Source organism: Streptomyces sp. WP-1 (assembly GCF_030450125.1).
Taxonomy (GTDB): domain Bacteria; phylum Actinomycetota; class Actinomycetes; order Streptomycetales; family Streptomycetaceae; genus Streptomyces; species Streptomyces incarnatus.
Genome location: NZ_CP123923.1, coordinates 5923867 through 5944518, shown reverse-complemented (window position 1 = coordinate 5944518; position 20652 = coordinate 5923867). Strand labels below are relative to the sequence as shown.

Sequence of the window (20652 nt, the reverse complement as noted above, 5' to 3'; positions counted from 1 at the left end):
CGAACCTCCGGCGAGCCGGACTCGCACGCCCCCGCCGACGCTCCCCCGCCCCCCCTGGAGCCGCCCGTTCCCCCTGTCAGTCCCCCGTGGGAGGATCGGCCCCGTACGTGGTACACGCAGTCGAAGGGGAGCGTGCGATGGCGACGAAGCCGCCCAAGGGTGATCCGGTGCAGGACGCGCCGCAGGTCGCGGAGCCGAAGCACGCGGCGGCGGGGCTGCCGGCCATCGGGCACACCTTGCGGATCGCCCAGCAGCAGATGGGCGTCCGGCGCACCGCGCTGACGCTGCTGCGGGTGAACCAGAAGGACGGCTTCGACTGCCCGGGCTGCGCCTGGCCGGAGCCGGAGCACCGGCACACCGCGGAGTTCTGCGAGAACGGCGCGAAGGCGGTGGCCGAGGAGGCCACCCTGCGCCGGGTCACCCCCGAGTTCTTCGCCGCGCACCCCGTCGCCGACCTGGCGACCAGGAGCGGGTACTGGCTGGGCCAGCAGGGGCGGCTCACCCATCCCATGTACCTCCCCGAAGGGGCGGCGCACTACGAGCCGGTCACCTGGGAGCGCGCCTTCGGCATCATCGCCGAGGAGATCGCCGCCCTCGCCTCCCCGGACGAGGCCGTCTTCTACACCTCGGGCCGCACCAGCAACGAGGCGGCGTTCCTGTACCAGCTCTTCGCACGCGAGCTGGGCACGAACAACCTGCCGGACTGCTCGAACATGTGCCACGAGTCGTCGGGCTCGGCGCTCACGGAGACCATCGGCATCGGCAAGGGCAGCGTCCTCCTGGAGGACCTCTACCAGGCCGATCTGATCATCGTGGCGGGCCAGAACCCGGGCACCAACCACCCCCGGATGCTGTCCGCGCTGGAGAAGGCCAAGGCGAACGGCGCGAAGGTGATCAGCGTCAACCCTTTGCCCGAGGCGGGCCTGGAGCGGTTCAAGAACCCGCAGACCCCGCAGGGCATGCTCAAGGGCGCCGCGCTCACCGATCTGTTCCTCCAGATCCGCATCGGCGGCGACCAGGCGCTCTTCCGGCTCCTCAACAAGCTGATCCTGGCGACGGACGGCGCGGTCGACGAGGAGTTCGTGCGCGAACACACGCATGGATTCGAGGAGTTCGCCAAGGCCGCGGAGTCCGCCGACTGGGACGAGACACTGGCCGCGACCGGTCTGAGCCGCGCGGAGATCGAGCGGGCGCTGGAGCTGGTGCTCGCCTCCGAGCGGACCATCGTCTGCTGGGCGATGGGTCTGACCCAGCACAAGCACTCCGTGCCGACGATCCGCGAGGTCGTTAACTTCCTGCTGCTGCGCGGCAACATCGGCCGGCCGGGCGCGGGCGTGTGCCCGGTGCGCGGCCATTCGAACGTGCAGGGCGACCGCACGATGGGCATCTTCGAGCGGCCCGCGCCCGCCTTCCTGGACGCCCTGGAGCGGGAGTTCGGGTTCGCGCCGCCCCGGGAGCACGGCTTCGACGTCGTACGGGCGATCCGCGCGCTGCGCGACGGCGAGGCGAAGGTGTTCTTCGCCATGGGCGGCAACTTCGTCTCCGCGTCCCCGGACACCGAGGTGACCGAGGCGGCGATGCGGCGGGCGCGGCTGACGGTGCATGTGTCGACCAAGCTGAACCGCTCGCACACGGTGACCGGCGCGCGGGCGCTGATCCTGCCCACCCTGGGCCGCACCGAGCGCGACGTGCAGGCGAGCGGCGAGCAGTTCGTGACCGTGGAGGACTCCATGGGCATGGTGCACGCCTCGCGCGGCCGGCTGGCGCCCGCGAGCGCGCAGCTGCTGTCCGAGCCGGCGATCGTGTGCCGGATGGCCCGCGCGGTGCTCGGGGAGCGCAGCGTGGTGCCGTGGGAGGAGTTCGAGAAGGACTACGCGGCCGTCCGCGACCGGATCGCGCGGGTGGTCCCGGGGTTCGGGGACTTCAACGCGCGGGTGGCCCGGCCCGGCGGTTTCGCGCTGCCGCACGCGCCGCGCGACGAGCGCCGCTTCCCGACCGCCACCGGCAGGGCGAACTTCACCGCGGCGCCGGTGGAGTACCCCGAACTGCCCGAGGGGCGGCTGCTGTTGCAGACACTGCGCTCGCACGACCAGTACAACACCACGATCTACGGTCTGGACGACCGCTACCGGGGCATCACGGGTGGCCGCCGGGTGGTGCTGGTGAACGCCGAGGACGCGCGCTCGCTCGGGTTCGCCGAGGGGGCGTACGTGGATCTGGTGAGCGAGTGGCGGGACGGCGTGGAGCGGCGGGCGCCCGGTTTCCGGGTGGTGCTGTACCCGACGGCCCGGGGCTGCGCGGCGGCGTACTACCCGGAGACCAATGTGCTGGTACCGCTGGACGCGACGGCCGACACCAGCAACACCCCCGCCAGCAAGTCGGTGATCGTACGCCTGGAGGCGCACACGGAAGGCCGTCTGGAACAATCGGCGACCGACTGAGCGTTCGCTCAGGTTAAGACAGGTGTACGACGAACGGAGCCGGCTCATGGGCGAGCAGCAGCAGGTGCAGTTCCCGCAGGAGGTCATCGAGGAGTACGCGGCGCTCGGTGTGGACCTGCCCGCGCTGTTCTCGGCCGGTGACCTCGGCACGCGGATGGGCGTGCAGATCGTGGAGGCGTCCCCCGAGAAGGTCGTCGGCACGATGCCGGTGGAGGGCAACACCCAGCCGTACGGCCTGCTGCACGGCGGCGCCTCGGCGGTGCTCGCGGAGACGCTGGGCTCGATCGGCGCGATGCTGCACGGCGGCAGCACCAAGGTGGCGGTCGGTGTGGACCTCAACTGCACGCATCACCGAGGGGTCCGCTCTGGTCTGGTGACCGGGGTGGCCACGCCGGTGCACCGGGGCCGGTCGACGGCGACGTACGAGGTCGTCATCAGCGACGAGCAGGGCCGCCGGGTGTGCAGCGCCCGGCTGACCTGTCTGCTGCGCGACCTCGGCACGCGAAGCGGCGAGCAGGCGCCCGCCGCGGTCTGACGCTCTCTCACCAAAAGCCCGGTCCACTCCCCAAAAGGGGTGCGACCGGGCCTTTTTGTCACCGATGCGATGTCATCCCGCATACGGAAAAGTGGAATTCCCTCGTCCGGCCGGGACGGCCCCTTGACGGCCACCGGAACCGGGGCGGCGATATCGACGTCCGGCCGCCCAAAATTGCTGTATACGGCACCTTTACTTTCCGGCGTAACGCTGCGTAACACACGCGCAATAAGCACCTCTTGCCTCCCCCGCGCGGGCGCACCCCTGGGTGATCTTCCCCGGGCGCCCCGGGGGCATCGCGCCCACCGGCCCGCGACCTCGACCCGAGGGCCAACCGGAAGTGCGCATTCTCAAAATGTGGACCGTGGGGAAATTCCGCCAAACCGGCCGAGAGTATCCCCGGCGGAACTTTCCCGTCCGCGCCGTCATAACAAGAAAGTCACAAGGACGCCTGCGGCGCTGCCCAGGTCTCCATAGCGGGCTTAGAGTCACGGCCAGTCACCGCTCCAACGGGAGTTCGGTACCAACGCGGCTCTACGCCGTCCCGTTCCAGGGACCGCTCATGCCTGCGGAAAGGATCGATTGTGCGACAGCGTTCTCTGGTGATTCTTACCTCCGTTCTGACGACCGGGGCTCTGACTCTCACCGCCTGCGGCTCCCGCAACAATGACAGCAAGGGCGGCGACAGCGGCAACGTGACGGTCACCATCGGCGTGGACGCCCCGCTGACCGGCCAGAACTCCGCGACCGGCCTCGGCATCCAGTACGGCGCGCAGATAGCGGTCGACGACGCCAACAAGAACAAGACCGTCCCGGGCGTGACCTTCAAGGTCAAGGCACTGGACGACAAGGCGATCCCGGCCACCGGCCAGCAGAACGCCACCCAGCTGGTCGCCGAGAAGGACGTCCTCGGCGTGGTCGGCCCGCTCAACTCCGGCGTGGCCACCCAGATGCAGCAGGTCCTGAACACCGCCGACCTGGTGGAGATCTCCCCGTCGAACACCGCCCCGGAGCTGACCCAGGGCAAGGACTGGCAGACCAAGAAGGTCCGCCCGTTCAAGAACTACTTCCGCACCGCGACCACCGACGCCCTCCAGGGCGCGTTCGCGGCGGACTACGCCTACAACGGTCTGCACAAGAAGAAGGCGTTCGTCGTCGACGACAAGCAGACCTACGGCGCCGGCCTCTCCAAGATCTTCAAGGAGCAGTTCGCCAAGCAGGGCGGCAAGGTCATCGGCACCGACCACGTCAGCGTGGGCGACCGTGACTTCTCCACCCTCGTCACCAAGATCAAGAACTCCGGCGCCGACATCCTGTACTACGGCGGCCAGTACGACGAGTCCCAGGTGCTGACCAAGCAGCTCAAGGACGCCGGCGCCAAGATCCCGCTGTTCGGCGGCGACGGCATGTTCACCCCGACCTACATCAAGACCGCCGGCAAGGCCGCCGAGGGCGACCTCGCGACCTCCATCGGCGTCCCGGTCGACACCCTGCCCGCCGCCAAGGACTTCGTGGCCACCTACAAGGCCAAGAAGTACCCCGGTGACTACGGCACCTACGGCTCGTACTCCTACGACGCCACCACCGCGATCATCAAGGCCGTCGGCCAGGTCATCAAGGACGGCAAGCTCCCCGACGACGCCCGCGCCAAGGTCGTCGACGCGGTCCAGCACAACTCCTTCGACGGTATCTCCGGCAAGATCTCGTTCGACGAGTTCGGGGACACCACGAACAAGCAGCTGACCGTCTACCAGGTCGTCAACGGTGCGTGGAAGTCCGTCAAGAGCGGCGTCGCCAACCCGAAGTAGTCCGCGGCACACATCGCGACTCCAGGGCCGCGCGGCACCGACCACCGTCACCGCGCGGCCCGCCCTCTACCGCCCCCTTGACTCTCCCCACCACATGGAGGCCATGCGGTGAACACCCTGCCGCAGCAGCTGGCCAACGGGCTGTTCCTCGGCTCGATGTACGGTCTGATCGCCATCGGCTACACGATGGTGTACGGCATCGTCCAGCTCATCAACTTCGCTCACGGCGAGATCTTCATGACGGGAGGCTTCGGCGCCCTCACGGTGTATCTCGTCCTGCCGGACGGCGTATCCATGTGGATAGCCCTGCCGGCGATGCTCGTCGGCGGCGCCCTGGTCGCCGTACTCATCGCCGTCGGCGCCGAACGCTTCGCCTACCGGCCGCTGCGCGGCGCGCCACGCCTGGCGCCGCTCATCACGGCCATCGGTCTCTCGCTCGCGCTCCAGCAGCTCGTCTTCAACCTGTACCCGAACGCCAAGGCCGCCCGGGTCTTCCCACAGCTCCCCTTCGGGCCCTACCACCTGGGCTCGGTCACCGTGCAGAGCGGCGATCTCTTCCTGATCATCGCCGCCCCGGTGTGCATGGCGATCCTCGCCTTCTTCGTACGGCTCTCGCGCACCGGCCGCGCCATGCAGGCCACCGCGCAGGACCCGGACACCGCCCAGCTGATGGGCATCGACACCAACCGCATCATCGTGATCGCGTTCGCCATCGGCGGCCTGTTCGCGGCGGTCGCGGGCACCGCGTACGGCCTCAAGTACGGCTCGGTCTCCTACGACATGGGCTTCCTCGCCGGCCTCAAGGCCTTCACCGCGGCCGTCCTCGGCGGCATCGGCAACATCTACGGCGCCATGCTCGGCGGACTCGTCCTCGGCATCGCCGAGGCCATGGCCACCGCCTACATCGCGGACATCCCCGGCATGCACCAGCTCGGCGGCCAGGGCTGGGCACCGGTCTGGGCCTTCGTCCTCCTCATCCTCGTACTCCTCTTCAGACCACAGGGTCTGCTCGGCGAACGCGTCGCGGACAGGGCGTGAGCACCATGACCGACACCACCCTCCAGACCCCGGCGGAGCGCGGCCCCCTGCCGCTCCCGGCCGCCGCGGCCCGGCCGCTCATCGCCGTCGGCGCCGTCGGCACCATCGCCAGCGCCTTCCTGAGCTGGACCTGGACGTCCGACTTCCCCGGCAACCTGACCATCTACGGCTACCCGGCCGGACTCCAGATCCTGGCCCTGGTCGCCGGCGCGCTCACCCTGCTGTACGCGCTCGCCCTGTGGCGGGTGAAGGGCCTCGGCTGGCTGAACCCGTCGGGCGCCACCAGCCCGGTGTTCCTGACCGCCCTGTCGGCGTTCGCCGTCTGCTGGTTCACCGGTATCGCCATCGCCGTCGACCTCGGCGGACTGGTCAACCTCGACCCGGGCGCGTACGTCGCGATGGTGGCCTCCCTGCTTCCCGTGCTCGGCGCCCTCGCCCTGCCGCACCCGGCCCCGGGCACCGGCCTCAAGGGCTATCTCACCAAGCCCGACCAGCCCCGCCCCGGCACCCTGTCGCCACTCGTGGAACGCGCCGTCGTCACCGTCGGCACCGCCCTCGGCCTGGTGGTCTTCACCTACGGCATCGGCATCGACGACGATGACAGCGAGACCTTCATCGGCTTCCTGCTGATCTGCGTCTTCGCCGCCTGGGGTCTGGTGCACGCCGGGCTCCTCGACCGGTACACGACCATGTCCACCCGCCACAAGGGCTTCGCGGCCTGCCTGGCGTTCGTGGCCGCCGTGATCTTCCCGTTCACGCAGAGCAACGACCACAACGCCAACATCGGCGTGAACATCCTCATCTTCGCCACCGTCGCGCTCGGCCTGAACATCGTCGTCGGCCTCACCGGTCTGCTCGACCTCGGCTACGTCGCCTTCCTCGGCGTCGGCGCCTACGCGGCCGCCCTGGTCTCCGGCTCCGAGTACTCGCCCTTCCAGGTCCACTTCCCCTTCTGGGCCGCGGCGCTCACCGGCATGGCCGCCTCGCTGGTCTTCGGTGTCCTGATCGGCGGTCCGACGCTGCGGCTGCGCGGCGACTACCTGGCGATCGTGACGCTCGGCTTCGGAGAGATCTTCCGGATCACCGTCAACAACCTGGACGGCGACTCCGGTCCTAACGTCACCCGCGGGCCCAACGGCATCACCCAGATCCCCGACATCCAGCTCTTCGGGTTCAACCTGGGCGACGCCCACACCTTCGGCTCGTTCACCCTCGGCCGGTTCGCCAACTACCTGTTCCTGATGCTGATCATCACGGCGATCGTGGTGCTCGTCTTCACCCGCGCCGCCGACTCCCGTATCGGCCGCTCCTGGATCGCCATCCGCGAGGACGAGACCGCCGCGACCGCCATGGGCATCAACGGCTTCAGGGTCAAGCTGATCGCGTTCGCGCTCGGCGCCTCCCTGGCGGGCCTGGCCGGCACCGTGATGGCGCACGTGAACTACAGCGTCAACCCGCAGCCGTACCAGTTCGCCGGCGCCGCCCCGCCCAACTCGGCCTTCCTGCTGGCCGCCGTCGTCCTCGGCGGCATGGGCACCGTCAGCGGCCCGCTGCTCGGCGCCAGCCTGCTCTACCTCATCCCGGAGAAGCTCCAGTTCATGCAGAACTACGAGCTGCTCGCCTTCGGTGTGGCACTGATCCTGCTGATGCGGTTCCGGCCGGAGGGCATCATCGCCAACCGCCGCCGCAAGCTGGAGTTCCACGAGACCGGCCAGCTCGACGTACCGGCACAGACGACGCTGTCCGAGGACACGGCCGTCACCAAGGCAGGGGCGTAAGGAACCATGACGACACCTGTACTCGAAGCCCGTGACGTCACCATGCGGTTCGGCGGTCTGACCGCCGTACGGTCCGTGGACTTCACGGTGAACAGCGGCGAGATCGTCGGTCTGATCGGGCCGAACGGCGCCGGCAAGACCACCTTCTTCAACTGCCTCACCGGCCTGTACGTGCCCACCGAGGGCACCGTCGCCTACCAGGGCAAGGTGCTGCCGCCCAAGCCGCACCTGGTGACGCAGGCGGGCATCGCCCGTACCTTCCAGAACATCCGGCTCTTCGCCAACATGACCGTTCTGGAGAACGTCCTGGTGGGCCGCCACACGCGGACCAAGGAGGGCCTGTGGTCGGCGCTGCTGCGCGGCCCCGGCTTCCGCAAGGCCGAGCGCGAGTCCGAGGCGCGGGCCCTGGAACTCCTGGAGTTCGTCGGCCTCGCCGGCAAGCGCGAGCACCTGGCGCGCAATCTGCCCTACGGCGAGCAGCGCAAGCTGGAGATCGCGCGGGCGCTGGCCAGCGAGCCGGGCCTGCTGCTCCTGGACGAGCCGACGGCGGGCATGAACCCGCAGGAGACCCGGGCCACCGAGGAACTGGTCTTCGCCATCCGGGACATGGGCATCGCCGTCCTCGTCATCGAGCACGACATGCGGTTCATCTTCAACCTGTGCGACCGCGTCGCCGTGCTCGTGCAGGGCGAGAAGCTGATCGAGGGCACCTCCGAGGTCGTCCAGGCCGACGAGCGGGTCATCGCCGCCTATCTGGGCGAGCCCTTCGAGGGCGAGCCGGGCGAGGCGGAGGCCGCCGAGGTCGAGGCGGCGGAGGCCGGAGCGGCCGCGGCCGAGACGGCGGACACGGCGAAGGCCGCGGCGACCGCGGCCCGGACGGCGCGGGCCGGCACAGCCGAGGGTGAGGCGACGGAGGCCGGGGCGGCCGAGGTCGAGGCGGCCGGTTCCGCCGACAGCACAGAGGGAGAGACCCAGTGACCGCACTGCTGGAGGTCGAGGACCTCAGGGTCGCCTACGGCAAGATCGAGGCCGTCAAGGGCATCTCGTTCAGCGTCGAGGCCGGCCAGGTCGTGACCCTCATCGGCACCAACGGCGCCGGCAAGACGACCACCCTCCGCACCCTGTCCGGGCTGCTCAAGCCGGTCGGCGGCAAGATCCTGTTCGACGGCAAGCCGCTCACCGGCGTCCCCGCGCACAAGATCGTCGCCCTGGGCCTGGCCCACTCCCCCGAGGGCCGGCACATCTTCCCGAGGCTGAGCATCGCGGAGAACCTCCAGCTCGGCGCCTTCCTGCGCAAGGACAAGGACGGCATCGAGCGGGACATCCAGCGCGCCTACGACCTCTTCCCGATCCTGGGCGAGCGGCGCAAGCAGGCCGCGGGCACTCTGTCGGGCGGCGAGCAGCAGATGCTGGCCATGGGCAGGGCGCTGATGTCCCGGCCCAAGCTGCTGATGCTGGACGAGCCGTCCATGGGTCTGTCGCCGATCATGATGCAGAAGATCCTGGCGACGATCGCGGAGCTGAAGTCCCAGGGCACCACCATCCTGCTGGTCGAGCAGAACGCCCAGGCGGCGCTCTCGCTCGCCGACCAGGGCCATGTGATGGAGGTCGGCTCGATCGTGCTGTCCGGCACCGGACAGGATCTGCTGCACGACGAGTCGGTCCGCAAGGCGTATCTGGGCGAGGACTGACGCTCCTTCTGACTGACGCCCCTTCTGTACGACGATGCCCGCGCCCCCTCCGGAAAGGGGGCGCGGGCATCGGTCGTACGCGGGAGCGGGCTCAGCCCTTCTTGGCGGCCTTCTTCTCCTCGTTGTCCGTGATCACGGCCTCGGCGACCTGCTGCATCGACATGCGGCGGTCCATGGAGGTCTTCTGGATCCAGCGGAAGGCGGCCGGCTCGGTCAGGCCGTACTCGGTCTGGAGGATCGACTTGGCGCGGTCGACCAGCTTGCGGGTCTCCAGGCGCAGGGTGAGGTCGGCGACCTCCTGCTCCAGCTGCTTCAGCTCGGTGAAGCGGGAGACGGCCATCTCGATCGCCGGCACCACGTCGCTCTTGCTGAACGGCTTGACCAGGTACGCCATCGCCCCCGCGTCCCGGGCGCGCTCGACCAGGTCGCGCTGGGAGAAGGCGGTGAGCATCAGGACCGGGGCGATGGACTCCTCGGCGATCTTCTCGGCCGCGGAGATGCCGTCCAGCTTGGGCATCTTCACGTCCAGGATCACCAGGTCCGGCCGGTGCTCGCGGGCCAGCTCGATCGCCTGCTCGCCGTCGCCGGCCTCACCGACGACGGTGTACCCCTCCTCCTCCAGCATCTCCTTGAGGTCGAGGCGGATCAGCGCCTCGTCCTCGGCGATGACGACACGGGTCGTCAGCGGAGGCACGTGCGACTTGTCGTCGTCGGGCGCGTCTACGGGCTGGGGCGACTCGGCGGTCACGGGGGCTCCTCGTTCGGTGCAGGGGTACTGCTGACAAGAGCCTACCTAGCTACGGTATGGTGGACGCGCGGAGGGTCGGGGGAAACCTTTGATTCTGCGAGCCCCGGTAGCCCAATTGGCAGCAGGCAACGGATTCAAAACCCGTACAGTGTCGGTTCGAGTCCGACCCGGGGCACTTTTTCCTTGTTTTCCAAGGTCACCGGTTTTCCCGATTCACGGGTTTGTGCGGGCCCCTTCGGCGAAGGGGCCCTTTTTCGTATCCGACCGCCGTCTACGCCTCCGGGCCGCCCTCGCCGATGCGGTGGACGCGGACCATGTTGGTGGAGCCGGAGACCCCGGGCGGGGAGCCGGCCGTGATCACCACGACGTCGCCCTTCGCGCAGCGGCCGTACCGCAGCAGCAGCTCGTCCACCTGCTCGACCATCGCGTCGGTGGAGTCCACGTGCGGGCCGAGGAAGGTCTCGGCGCCCCAGGTGAGGCTGAGCTGGGAGCGGGTGGCCGGCTCGGGGGTGAAGGCGAGCAGCGGGATCGGCGAGCGGTAGCGGGAGAGCCGACGGGCGGTGTCCCCGGACTGGGTGAAGGCCACCAGGAACCTGGCGCCGAGGAAGTCGCCCATCTCGGCGGCCGCGCGGGCGACCGCGCCGCCCTGGGTGCGCGGCTTGTTCCGCTCGGTCAGCTGCGGGAGCCCCTTGGCCAGCATGTCCTCCTCGGCCGCCATGACGATCTTCGCCATGGTGCGCACGGTCTCCACCGGGTACTTGCCGACGCTGGTCTCGCCGGAGAGCATCACCGCGTCCGTGCCGTCGAGGACCGCGTTGGCCACGTCGGAGGCCTCGGCGCGGGTGGGGCGGGAGTTGTCGATCATGGAGTCGAGCATCTGGGTGGCGACGATGACCGGCTTGGCGTTGCGCCGGGCCAGCTTGATGGCGCGCTTCTGGACGATCGGCACCTGTTCCAGGGGCATCTCCACACCGAGGTCGCCGCGCGCGACCATCAGCCCGTCGAAGGCGGCCACGATGTCGTCCAGGTTGGCCACCGCCTGGGGCTTCTCGACCTTGGCGATCACCGGGAGGCGGCGGCCCTCCTCGGCCATGATGCGGTGCACCACCCGGGCGTCGTCGCCGCTGCGCACGAAGGAGAGGGCGATGACGTCGACGCCGATGTGCAGCGCCCAGCGCAGGTCCTCCTCGTCCTTCTCGGACAGGGCGGGCACGGAGACGGCGACCCCGGGCAGATTGAGGCCCTTGTGGTCGGAGACCATGCCGCCCTCGACCACCCGGGTGCGCACCCGGGGGCCGTCGACGGCGGTGACCTCCAGGCAGACCCGGCCGTCGTCCACCAGGACGCGCTCGCCGGGGACGACGTCCCCGGCGAGCCCCGCGTAGGTGGTGCCGCAGCGGTGGCGGTCGCCCTCCACGCCGTCCTCGACGGTGATGGTGAACTCGTCGCCGCGTTCAAGGAGTACCGGTCCCTCGGCGAAACGGCCGAGGCGGATCTTCGGACCTTGAAGGTCGGCGAGGATTCCGACACTGCGGCCGGTTTCGTCGGCAGCCTTGCGCACGCGCTGGTAACGCTCCTCGTGTTCGGCGCGGGTGCCGTGGCTGAGGTTGAAGCGGGCGACGTCCATTCCGGCCTCGACCAGTGCCTTGATCTGGTCGTACGAGTCGGTGGCGGGCCCCAATGTACAGACGATCTTTGCTCGGCGCATGGTTCGAGCCTAGGGCTTACCCGCCGGTAGAGATTCCGGGCCGCATGACCACTCAACAACCTTTACGTGAAGCCTTATTGACAAGTGTTGAATTGTGCGGACGGCCGCTCCTATGAGCGAATTCCGCTCACTTCTCTTCGATGAGCGGGGTGAGTTGCTGGGTGGAGTGCCGGGCCTGGGGGACGGCGGAATGCGGTTCGCGCAGGCCGAAGGTGGTGAAGGCCGTGCGGTCCGGCAGGGGGTAGGCGTCCTTTCCGGTGAGCGAGTTGAGAATGGTGGCGCCGCGCCAGGCGGCGAGGCCCAGGTCGGGGGCGCCGACGCCATGGGTGTGCAGTTCGGCGTTCTGGACGTAGACGGACCCCGTGACCGAGGGGTCGAGGACCAGGCGGAAGTCCGCGTCGATGCGCGGCCGGTCGCCGGCGTCGCGGCGCATATAAGGGTCGAGCCCGGCGAGGAGACGGCCGAGGGGCCGCTGCTGGTAGCCGGTGGCGAGGACGACGGCGTCGGTGGCGAGCCGGGAGCGGCTGCTCTCCTCCAGGTGCTCCAGATGGAGCTCGATCTTGTTGCTGGCGATCCGGCCCGCGGTGCGCACCCGCACGCCCGGGGTGAGGACGGCGTCGGGCCAGCCGCCGTCCAGGGTGCGCCGGTACAGCTCGTCGTGGATGGCGGCGAGGGTGCCGGCGTCGACGGCCTTGTGCAGCTGCCACTGGGCGCCGACCAGCCGGTCGCGGACGGGCTCGGCGAGGGCGTGGAAGTAGCGCGTGTAGTCGGGGGTGAAGTGCTCCAGGCCGAGCTTGGAGTACTCCATCGGGGAGAACGCGGGGCTGCGGCCGATCCAGTGCAGCCGCTCCTCGCCGGCCGGGCGGCGGCGCAGCAGGTCGAGGAAGATCTCGGCGCCGGACTGCCCGGAGCCCACCACGGTGATGTGCCCGGCGGCCAGCAGTTCCTCGCGGTGGTCGAGGTAGTCGGCGGCGTGTACGACGGGCAGGCCCTCGGCGTCGACCATGGGCTTGAGCGGGGCCGGCACATGGGGGACGGTGCCGACGCCGAGGACCAGGTTGCGGGTGTAGGCGCGGCCGAGGGCGTCGGCCTCGCCGTCGGCGTCGAGCTGGGTGAAGTCGACCTCGAACAGGGCGCGTTCGGGGTTCCAGCGGACGGCGTCGACCTGGTGGCCGAAGCGCAGTCCGGGCAGGTTCCGGGCGGCCCAGCGGCAGTAGGCGTCGTACTCGGCGCGTTCGATGTGGAAGCGCTCGGCGAAGTAGAAGGGGAACAGTCGCTCGCGGGTTCTGAGGTAGCTGAGGAAGCTCCAGGGGCTGGTGGGGTCGGCGAGGCTCACCAGGTCGGCGAGGAAGGGCACCTGGACGGTGGAGCCCTCGATGAGCAGGCCGGGGTGCCAGCTGAAGCCGGGCCGCTGTTCGTAGAAGACGGCGTCGAGTTCGGGCAGCGGCTGGGCGAGGGCGGCGAGGGAGAGGTTGCAGGGGCCGATGCCGATGCCGACCAGGTCGCGGGGGGCGTCGGGGTCACGGCGCGGCAGGAGGGTGGTCCGAGGGGCCGGGTGGGGGGTCATCTGGGGGTGCTTCCTTCGACGAGTTTCAACAGGTGGGCCAGGTCGTCCGGCCGGGTGTGGGGGTTGAGGAGGGTGGCCTTGAGCCAGAGGCGGCCGTCGAGCCGGGCGCGGCCGAGGACGGCCCGGCCCTCGTGCAGCAGTGCGCGGCGGGCGTCGGCCACGGCGGCGTCGGTGGCCTCGGCGGGGCGGAACAGGACCGTGCTGATGACGGGCGTGTCGTACAGCTCGAAGCCGGGGTGTGCCTCGATGAGCGCGGCGAACTCACGGGCCAGGTCGCAGACCTGGTCGACCAGCGCGCCGAGGCCGCGGCGGCCGAGGGTCCGCAGGGTGACCGCGGCCTTGAGGATGTCGGGGCGGCGGGTGGTGCGCAGGGAGCGGCCGAGCAGGTCGGGGTGGCCGGCCTCGGTGTCGTCGTCCGCGTTCAGATAGTCGGCCCGGTGGTGGAGTACGGCGAGTTCGGCCGGGTCGGCGACGGCGAGCAGGCCGGCGGCGACCGGCTGCCAGCCGAGTTTGTGCAGGTCGAGGGTGACGGTGTGGGCGGCGTCGAGTCCGGCGAGTCTGCCGCGGTGCCGGTCGCTGAAGAGCAGTCCGCCCCCGTAGGCGGCGTCGATGTGCAGCCGGGCGCCATGGGCCGCGCACAGGGCGGCGATCTCCGGCAGCGGGTCGATGAGGCCGGCGTCGGTGGTGCCCGCGGTGGCGGCGACCAGCAGGGGGCCGGGGAGCGCGGTGAGGGCGGCGTCGAGGGCGGCCGGGTCGAGGGTGCCGCCGGGGGCCGGGACGAGCACCGGCTCGGGCAGTCCGAGCAGCCAGGCGGCGCGGGCCAGCGAGTGGTGGGCGGCGTCGCCGCAGACGAGCTGGACGCTGCCGTTTCCCGCCTCGCGGGCGAGCAGCAGGGCGAGTTGGTTGGACTCGGTGCCGCCGGTGGTGACCAGGGCGTCGGCCAGTCCGGCCGCTTGTGCGAGGGCCCGGGTGACGACGGCTTCCAGGGCGGTGGCTCCGGGAGCCTGGTCCCAGGAGTCGAGGGAGGGGTTGAGGACGCTGACCGCGAGGTCGGCGGCGGTGGCCACGGCGAGGGGCGGGCAGTGCAGATGGCCGGCGCACAGCGGGTCGGCGGGGTCGGCGGCGCCCTCGGCGAGCAGTCGTACGAGATCGCGCAGGCCGTCCGGGTCGCCCTCCTCCGGCAGTACGTCCCCGAACGCGTCGGCGACCTGCCGGGCGGTGGCCTCGGGTCCGCCTGCGGGCAGCGGGCCGCCGCGCGCCTCCCGGCCTTCCGCCAGCGCGTCCAGCACCGTGTCCAGGAGCGGGCGGAGGGCGGCCAGGCCGTGCGGGCCCGAGGCGAGGGGCTGGGTGGGCATGGGCTGGCCTCCGCTCTCGGGACTGCTCGGGGCGCGCCGCGTGGGCTCCGGGTGGTACGGGAACAGGGACGGGTGTCCCGTACGTCCAACGAGCGGGACCCGCACGTGGGTACTGCCGTACGGGGAAAACTTGTCGGAGCGGCCGGATCTGCCACTACCGTCGGCCGGATGGTGGACACGTGGATGCTCGAGGTGCCCGGCGAACGGGTGGTGGTACGTGAACTCGCCCCGGCGGACGAGGCGCCGTTGATCCGATTGTTCGAGGAGTGCGAGGACTGGTTCCTGGCGGCCACCGGGCTGCCGTCGGCGCCGGGTGATGTGCAGAGCCTGTACTACGGCCTGCCCGAGGGCGCGCGTCCCGATGCCAAGGTCCTGCTGGTGCTGGAGCGGGACGGGGTGGTCGCGGGTGTCGTGGACGCGGTGCGCGACCACCCGGAGCCGGGTGCGATCGCCGTCGGCCTGTTCCTGCTGGCCCCCTGGTCCCGGGGTCGCGGTCTCGGCCACCGCCTGGCCCGCTCCCTGCTGCAACGGGCCGGGGATCCGCCCCTGGTGACGGCGACGGTCCCACCCGGCTGGCGCGCCGGCGAACGCTTCCTGGAGCGGCTCGGCTTCACCCTGGACCCGGAACCCGGCCCGACCAGCGCCAACCGCAGGTCGGGACCGCGGGAGGAGGGGGTACGGCGGGCGGTGCTGAGGCGGGGCGGGGGGCTGGGGCGGGGCGCGGGGCCGGAGGGCGCTGAGGCGGGGCGCGGGGCCGGAGTGCGCGGATTGCGGCTTGGCTGCGGTCAGGGGCGTGGCGTTTAGATCCGCGGACGCGGCCAAGCCGTTGCCGGGCCGTACTCAGGCACTCGGGCACTCAGGCACTCAGGCACTCAGGCACTCAGGCACTCAGGCACTCAGGCACTCAGGCACTCAGGCACTCAGGCACTCAGGCACTCAGGCCATGCTCGGCGTGGCCACCAGGTCGAGGGAGTGCTGCCACAGGCGGGCCGCCTTCTTCGCCCTCGTGCGACGGGCAACCGGGCGCGGGAACTCGGCGGACTGCTGGTGTGCCCGCTGCTCGGCGGCCTGACGCAGCGCCGAGCAGCAGGTCCCGGAAACCGGGGGCTAGGCGCCGAAGTCCGCCGCGTGGTCACGGGCCCACCGGGCGAAGGTGCGGGCCGGGGTGCCCGTGATCCGTTCGACCGTGTCGGTGATCTCCGGGGGTACGCCGATGGTGGCCTCGAAGGTCTCGAGAAGGCGGTCGAGCATGTGCGCGTCCAGGTAGGGGAACAGCTCGGGGCCGGCCGTGCGGGGGTCGATCTCGACGAAGGTCAGCTCCTTGCCGACGGCCGCGCCGATCGCCGCGACCTGCTCGGCGTTGGTGGCCGCCGCCGGTCCGGTCAGACGGTGTACGGCACCCTCGTGGCCGTCGTCCAGGAACACGCGTTCGGCGACGGCGGCGATGTCGTCCTCGTGGATCGGTGCGGCCACCGCGTCCGCGTAGACGCCCCGGACGGTGTTCCCGGCGCGGACCTGGGGCGCCCACTGGAGGGCGTTGGTGGCGAACGCGTGGGGCCGCAGAAACGTCCACTCCAGGCCGCTGTCCCGGATCAGCCCCTCGGCGGTGGCGTGCAGGACGTGGATGGGGTGGGACTCGTCGGCGCCCTCCTGGACGATGCCGCTGGAGAGCAGGACGGCGTGCCGGACCCCGGCCGTGCGGGCCGCCGCCAGCAGGGGCTCGGTGACGGCCTGCGCGTAGAGGAAGACCCCGGCCACCCCGTCGAACAGGGCGGCGGGTTCCTCGGGCCGGAACCGCGCCACCTCGGCCCGCTCGGGCAGCGCGGCCCGCTCCGGGTCACGGGTCAGCGCGCGTACCGGCCGGCCCGCGGCGAGGAGTCGGTCCACCAGGGCGCGGCCCACGTTTCCGGTCGCGCCGGTCACTGCGATCACGATGGTTGCCTCCCGGCTCGGTCGATCATGTCGTTCCACCGAGCCTAGGAGGCCGATCCGGGTGCCGCATCGGCATTGAGGACCAGCGGCGCCTGGGCCATCGGTCCTACTTCCGTCCCTCCCCCTCGCGGGCCCGCAGCGCACGGCCCAGGTCGTCCAGGCGGTCGGCCAGGGCGCGGCGCAGGGACGGGGTGAGGTCGTCGCGGTCCAGGCATGCCTCGCCCAGGCGCACATGCTCGGCGTCGACGGCGTGGGCCGGGAAGCACCAGCGGCCGACGGAGGCGGCGATGGCGGGGCCGCGGCGGGCGGCGAGGGGGACCGACTCCTCGTAGAAGCGCGGCACGTACTCCCGCACCAGGTCGGCCTGTTCGGGCTGCCAGAAGCCGTGGGCGGTGGCCGTGAACAGGTAGTTGGACAGGTCGTCGCCGTCGAACATCGCGGCCCAGGCCGCGCGCTTGGCCTCCGGGTCGGGCAGGGCGGCGCGGCAGCGGGCGGCGCCCTCCTGGCCGGTGGCGCTCGGGTCGCGGGCCAGTTCGGCGGCGATGGCGGCCTCGTCGGTGGCGCCGAGCACGGCGAGCCGGGCGAGGATGCGCCAGCGCAGGTCGGGGTCGAGTTCGGGACCGCCGGGCACGGTGCCGTCGGCGAGCCAGGCGGCGATGGTGTCCGGGTGGGCGGCCACGTTGACCAGGTGGCGGACGGCGATCAGCCGCAGGCCGGGGTGGTCGCCGTCCTCGGTGCGGCGCAGCAGGTCGCGGCAGAGGGCGGTGAGGGTGCCCAGCGCGGCCGGGCGCTCCGCGGCCGGCAGGTACTGGTCGGCGATCTGGCCGCTCGCGAAGACGAGCACGCCCTGCACGATGGCGAGGTCGGTCTCGCGCGGCAGATGGGCGCGGGCGATCTCCAGGTAGGCGGCGGGCGCGAGTTCGCCGTCGCGCACCGCGTCCCGCAGAGCGTTCCAGACGATCGCGCGGGTGAGCGGGTCGGGCAGCCCGGACAGGCTGCTGCGGACCGATGCGAAGGACTCGGCGTCGAAGCGGACCTTGGCGTAGGTGAGGTCGCCGTCGTTGAGCAGGAGCAGCGCGGGGCGCTTGCCGATGGGGCGCGGTTCGTCCTGCGGGACGTCGAGTTCGAGGCGCTCGCGCAGGATCAGCCGGCCCTCGTCGGCGACGTCGTGGTCGTACAGGCCGGCGACGATGCGGTGCGGGCGGCTGCCCTTGTGGTCGACGGTCAGTGTGCAGGCGCCGTCGGCGGTCCCGGTCACGGGCGTGAGGGTGTCGACGCCGGTGGTGCGCAGCCAGCTGTCGGCCCAGGCGCGCACATCGCGTTCGGTGACGGAGGCGAGGGAGTCCAGGAAGTCGGCGAGGGTCGCGTTGCCGAACTTGTGCCGGGCGAAGTGGGTGTTGATGCCCGCGAGGAAGTCCTTCTCGCCCAGCCAGGCGGCCAGCTGGCGCAGCGCGGAGGCGCCCTTGGCGTACGAGATGCCGTCGAAGTTGAGCAGGGCGGAGGCGGCGTCGTCCACGCCCTCGGGGGCGACCGGGTGGGTGGTGGGGCGCTGGTCCGCCTCGTAGCCCCACGCCTTGCGGGTGACGCCGAACTCGGTCCAGGGGTCGCTGAAGCGGGTGGCCTCGGCGGTGGTCTGGTAGCCCATGTACTCGGCGAAGGACTCGTTCAGCCAGATGTCGTCCCACCACTTGAGGGTGACCAGGTCGCCGAACCACATGTGGGCCATCTCGTGCGAGATGACCATGGCGCGCAGCTGGCGCTCGGTGTCGGTGACGGCGGAGCGGTAGACGAACTCGTCGCGGAAGGTGACCAGGCCGGGGTTCTCCATGGCGCCCGCGTTGAACTCGGGCACGAACGCCTGGTCGTAGGAGTCGAAGGGGTACGGCTCCTCGAACTTCTCGTGGTAGCGGTCGTAGCACGCGCGCGTGACCTCGAAGATCTCCTCGGTGTCCACGTCGAGGTAGGGCGCGAGGGAGCGGCGGCAGTGGATGCCGAAGGGCAGCCCGCGGTGCTCGGTGCGCACCGAGTGCCAGGGGCCGGCGGCGACGGCGACCAGGTAGGTGGAGATCGGCGGGGTGGGCGCGGCCCGCCAGATGCCGTCCGGGCCGCGCTCGGTGACACCGTTGGCGAGTACGGTCCATTCGTCGGGCGCCTTGACCGAAACCTCGAAGACGGCCTTCAGGTCGGGCTGGTCGAAGGCGGGGAAGACGCGCCGGACGTCGTCCATGGCCAGCTGTGTGTACAGGTAGGTCTCGCCGTCGACCGGGTCGGTGAAGCGGTGCATGCCCTCGCCGGTGCGCGAGTAGCGCATGGCCGCCTCGGCGCGCAGTTCGTGCTCGCCCGCGGTGAGGTTCTTCAGCGGCAGCCGGTCCTCGTGCAGCGAATCCGGGTCCAGGGGCTGTCCGTCGAGGGTGACGGAGCGCAGCTCGGCGGGCTTCACCTCGAGGAACGTGTCCCCGTCGGACCGCGTGGTGAACCGGATCACGGTACGGGAGTCGAAGGTCTCGTCCCCGGTGGTGAGGTCCAGTTCGACCGTGTAGCGGTGGACGTCGAGGAGCTGAGCTCGGAGCTGCGCTTCATCGCGCGTGAGTGCGGACATGCACGCCATGCTGCCTGATGGGACTGACAGCGCACAGAGGAGGAGCGTTACACGGTTATTATCCGACCCGCCCCTTTCCTTCACCTTGTTCGGAATTCGGAGCCCGGGATCCGGGTTCCGGATTCAGCTCCCGTTGGTGTCCTCGGCGATGCGTTCGTGGTGCCTGATCACCTCGGCGATGATGAAGTTCAGGAACTTCTCGGCGAACGCGGGATCGAGCTTGGCGTTCTCGGCGAGTCGGCGCAGCCGGTCGATCTGGCGGCCCTCTCGGGCCGGGTCGGCGGGCGGCAGCTGGTGCACGGCCTTGAGCCGGCCGACCTGCTGGGTGGCCTTGAAGCGTTCCGCGAGCATATGGACGACGGCCGCGTCGATGTTGTCGATGCTGTCGCGCAGCCGTTCCAGTTCCTGGCGGACCTCGGGGTCCACGGCACCCGTACCCGTGTTGCTGGTGGTCATGGACGCCAACCCTATGTGGTCGACGGGGACCGGTTCATGGGGTGTCCGGTGGATGGATCGTCGGATGGTCGGATCGTCGAGGGAAGACCGGGGACGATCATCGGGGGGTCGTCCGGGTCCGGGACCCGCTCGCTCCAGCCGCCCGGGACGCTGCGGCCCTGCTGAACGCGGAAGCGGGCCGGGGCGAGGCCGACACGCCGGGTGAACAGGCGGGAGAAGTAGGCGGGATCGTCGTAGCCGACGCGGCGGGCGACGGCGGCGACGGGCAGTTCGGTGGCGGCGAGGAGTTCCTTGGCGCGGCCGAGCCGGATGCCGAGCAGGTAGTCCTTGGGGGTGCAGCCGGCGGCCCGGCGGACCGCGCCGCGCAGTTCGGCGGTGGTCATGCCGTGCCGGGCCGCGTGGTCGGCGACGCTGAGCGGGGCGCAGGCGTCCCGGGCGAGGGCTTCGAGGACCTGATCGCCGTCGGGGGCGAGATCGGCGCGGGCGCGGCGCAGGGCGACCAGGAGTTCATGCACGGCGGCGCCGGTCTCCACCTCCAGGAGGGGGTTGCCGCGCCGGGCGGCGCGGGCGATGCGGGCGACGACCGCGCGCGGTCCGGCGGCGTCGGAGAGGGCCACGACGGGCCGTTCGGGCTCGATGTAGCCCAGTTCCGTGTAAGTAGCGGTGGCGGGCCCGGCGAAGTCCACGAAGCCCTCGTCCCAGCCGGTGTCCGGATCGGGGGCGTAGTGGTGGGGCACGCCGGGGGTGAGCCAGAGCAGCGCGGGCGCGGTGACGGTCGTACGGCGGCCGTCCGCGCCGGCGTACCAGCCGCCGCCTGAGCTGATCACGACGGCCACATGGTGGTCGAGGGTGCGCGGGCCGACGGTGGGCAGCGCGCCGTGCTGGAGTCCGACGCCGAGGCAGACCAGGCCGAGGCGGTGGTGGGCCGGGCCGGGGCTGAAGAACCGCATCCAGGTCTGGTACATCGCTGCTCCTCCTGGCGTCGGCGGCGGCCGA

16 protein-coding genes and 1 tRNA gene are annotated in these 20652 nt (G+C 71.0%); 9 read left to right on the top strand and 8 right to left on the bottom strand.

The genetic code is table 11. From position 1 onward, the window contains the following. Nucleotides 1-137 precede the first annotated feature (137 nt). The 7 genes from QHG49_RS26215 (at nucleotide 138) to QHG49_RS26185 (ending at nucleotide 9291) form a co-directional block, all read left to right on the top strand. Entirely contained in the window at nucleotides 138-2441 is a 2304-nt protein-coding gene (locus tag QHG49_RS26215) for an FdhF/YdeP family oxidoreductase (RefSeq protein ID WP_301491559.1), read from the top strand. A gap of 46 nt (nucleotides 2442-2487) precedes the next feature. After that, on the top strand, nucleotides 2488-2976 hold the full coding sequence (locus tag QHG49_RS26210) for a PaaI family thioesterase (protein ID WP_145485161.1): 489 nt from the start codon (nucleotides 2488-2490) through the stop codon (nucleotides 2974-2976). 599 nt (nucleotides 2977-3575) lie between these two features. After that, nucleotides 3576-4784 carry a branched-chain amino acid ABC transporter substrate-binding protein gene (locus QHG49_RS26205; protein WP_145485162.1) on the top strand — a complete coding sequence of 403 codons (1209 nt, stop codon included), beginning with the start codon at nucleotides 3576-3578 and terminating at the stop codon, nucleotides 4782-4784. 108 nt (nucleotides 4785-4892) lie between these two features. Continuing rightward, on the top strand, nucleotides 4893-5822 hold the full coding sequence (locus tag QHG49_RS26200; protein ID WP_037653224.1) for a branched-chain amino acid ABC transporter permease: 930 nt from the start codon (nucleotides 4893-4895) through the stop codon (nucleotides 5820-5822). Nucleotides 5823-5827: 5 nt separating this feature from the next. Continuing rightward, nucleotides 5828-7600, top strand: a complete 1773-nt coding sequence (locus QHG49_RS26195; RefSeq protein ID WP_301492929.1) for a branched-chain amino acid ABC transporter permease — start codon at nucleotides 5828-5830, stop codon at nucleotides 7598-7600. A 6-nt stretch (nucleotides 7601-7606) separates the two neighbouring features. Next, nucleotides 7607-8578 (top strand): ABC transporter ATP-binding protein, encoded by a 972-nt coding sequence (locus tag QHG49_RS26190; RefSeq protein ID WP_145484804.1) that lies wholly within the window; start codon nucleotides 7607-7609, stop codon nucleotides 8576-8578. Continuing rightward, the gene (locus tag QHG49_RS26185; RefSeq protein WP_159700466.1) at nucleotides 8575-9291 is read left to right on the top strand and encodes an ABC transporter ATP-binding protein; all 717 of its coding nucleotides are present in this window, start codon (nucleotides 8575-8577) and stop codon (nucleotides 9289-9291) included. Before QHG49_RS26190 ends, QHG49_RS26185 begins: the two co-directional genes overlap by 4 nt. Before the next feature lie 91 nt (nucleotides 9292-9382). Here the strand turns inward: QHG49_RS26185 and QHG49_RS26180 are convergent, their stop codons facing one another. Then, nucleotides 9383-10039, bottom strand: a complete 657-nt coding sequence (locus QHG49_RS26180; RefSeq protein ID WP_145484808.1) for an ANTAR domain-containing response regulator — start codon at nucleotides 10037-10039, stop codon at nucleotides 9383-9385. Between the two features lie 100 nt (nucleotides 10040-10139). Between QHG49_RS26180 and QHG49_RS26175 the strand changes: the two genes are divergently transcribed. After that, a tRNA-Leu gene (locus tag QHG49_RS26175) sits at nucleotides 10140-10214 on the top strand. A 96-nt stretch (nucleotides 10215-10310) separates the two neighbouring features. Here the strand turns inward: QHG49_RS26175 and pyk are convergent. From pyk to QHG49_RS26160, 3 genes are all read right to left on the bottom strand, one after another. Next, a complete protein-coding gene (gene pyk, locus QHG49_RS26170) occupies nucleotides 10311-11747 on the bottom strand; it encodes a pyruvate kinase (RefSeq protein ID WP_145484810.1) in 1437 nt (478 codons plus the stop codon). Between the two features lie 127 nt (nucleotides 11748-11874). Beyond that, nucleotides 11875-13314 carry a lysine N(6)-hydroxylase/L-ornithine N(5)-oxygenase family protein gene (locus QHG49_RS26165; protein WP_301491558.1) on the bottom strand — a complete coding sequence of 480 codons (1440 nt, stop codon included), beginning with the start codon at nucleotides 13312-13314 and terminating at the stop codon, nucleotides 11875-11877. Next, nucleotides 13311-14669: an aminotransferase class V-fold PLP-dependent enzyme gene (locus QHG49_RS26160; RefSeq protein WP_301491557.1), complete on the bottom strand. Its 1359-nt coding sequence runs from the start codon at nucleotides 14667-14669 to the stop codon at nucleotides 13311-13313. The genes QHG49_RS26165 and QHG49_RS26160 overlap by 4 nt, the downstream gene beginning before the upstream one ends. Before the next feature lie 168 nt (nucleotides 14670-14837). Between QHG49_RS26160 and QHG49_RS26155 the strand changes: the two genes are divergently transcribed. Continuing rightward, on the top strand, nucleotides 14838-15473 hold the full coding sequence (locus QHG49_RS26155; RefSeq protein WP_301491556.1) for a GNAT family N-acetyltransferase: 636 nt from the start codon (nucleotides 14838-14840) through the stop codon (nucleotides 15471-15473). 303 nt (nucleotides 15474-15776) lie between these two features. Here QHG49_RS26155 and QHG49_RS26150 read toward each other — a convergent pair whose 3' ends face one another. The 4 genes from QHG49_RS26150 to QHG49_RS26135 form a co-directional block, all read right to left on the bottom strand. Further along, complete coding sequence (locus tag QHG49_RS26150; RefSeq protein ID WP_301491555.1) at nucleotides 15777-16601, bottom strand: NAD(P)H-binding protein; 825 nt, start codon at nucleotides 16599-16601, stop codon at nucleotides 15777-15779. 106 nt (nucleotides 16602-16707) lie between these two features. Further along, nucleotides 16708-19200 carry an aminopeptidase N gene (gene pepN, locus QHG49_RS26145; protein ID WP_167532193.1) on the bottom strand — a complete coding sequence of 831 codons (2493 nt, stop codon included), beginning with the start codon at nucleotides 19198-19200 and terminating at the stop codon, nucleotides 16708-16710. Between the two features lie 123 nt (nucleotides 19201-19323). Continuing rightward, nucleotides 19324-19656 carry a chorismate mutase gene (locus QHG49_RS26140; RefSeq protein ID WP_145484821.1) on the bottom strand — a complete coding sequence of 111 codons (333 nt, stop codon included), beginning with the start codon at nucleotides 19654-19656 and terminating at the stop codon, nucleotides 19324-19326. 11 nt (nucleotides 19657-19667) lie between these two features. Continuing rightward, the gene (locus QHG49_RS26135; RefSeq protein WP_301491554.1) at nucleotides 19668-20621 is read right to left on the bottom strand and encodes an AraC family transcriptional regulator; all 954 of its coding nucleotides are present in this window, start codon (nucleotides 20619-20621) and stop codon (nucleotides 19668-19670) included. Between the last annotated feature and the right edge of the window lie 31 nt (nucleotides 20622-20652).